1 protein-coding gene is annotated in these 914 nt (G+C 69.6%); it reads left to right on the forward strand.

Features of this window, described 5'->3' with window-relative positions:
• Positions 1-128 precede the first annotated feature (128 nt).
• Positions 129-905, forward strand: coding sequence for a transposase family protein (locus tag ACPXB1_RS30600; protein WP_425736173.1), 777 nt, complete (start codon positions 129-131; stop codon positions 903-905).
• Positions 906-914 lie beyond the last annotated feature (9 nt).

The following is a 914-nucleotide window of genomic DNA, read 5'->3' on the forward strand; positions in this document are numbered from 1 at the left end:
TGAGCCATTTTCATCGTGATCAAGGGCTCCTGAGCAGGCGCTCAGCGGCGTGTCGCTGCTCCAGATAGGACGAAGCTCCCGGTAGGACAGCAGTCGACCAAGACGCACTGCCCAGCACAGGAGCTTCGTTGCTGACCTATCCTGCCAGCATCCCGCTGTCCACGCGCAGCCTGACCCGCCTGACCGAGCTGATCCGCGACCGCCGACGTGCGCTCGGCACCCGCTGGCGGAGGCTGCCGGCGCAGCAGCAGGCGCTGATGGCCTTGGCCCACCTGCGCAACGGCGACACCCTGACCCGGCTGGCCGCCGGCTTCGCCGTGTCGGTGGCCACCGTGTGGCGCTACCTACGCGAGGCCGTCGACCTGCTCGCCGCCTGCGCCGACGACCTCACCGCCGCCATGCGCCGGGCTGCCCGGCTGGCCTACGCGATCCTCGACGGCACGCTGATCCCGATCGACCGGGTCGCTGACCAGCGGCCCTACTACTCCGGTAAGCACAAGCGCCACGGGGTGAACGTGCAGGTCCTGGCCGACCCGGCCGGGCGGCTGGTCTGGGCGTCGGCCGCACTGCCCGGCTCCGTTCACGACCTGACCGCAGCCCGCGCCCATGGCCTGATCGATGCCCTGGCCAGCAACAACGTGCTGACCTTCGCCGATAAGGGCTACCAAGGCGCCCACGGCACCGTCTGGACCCCGTTCAAACGCCGCCGCACCCGCCTGTCCCGCCGGCAGAAGTCCGTCAACCGGCACCACGCCAAGATCCGAGCCCTCGGGGAACGCGCCGTGTCCACCCTCAAGACCTGGAAGATCCTGACCAAAATCCGCTGCTGCCCCCGCCGTGCCACCCCGATCGTGCAGGCCATCCTCGTCCTCCAAGCCGCCGAGGAGGCCCGCTACCCACGATGAAAATGGCTC

Origin of the sequence: Micromonospora sp. DT68, assembly GCF_049847245.1 — a bacterium.
In the GTDB taxonomy this organism is placed as follows: Bacteria; Actinomycetota; Actinomycetes; order Mycobacteriales; family Micromonosporaceae; genus Micromonospora; species Micromonospora profundi.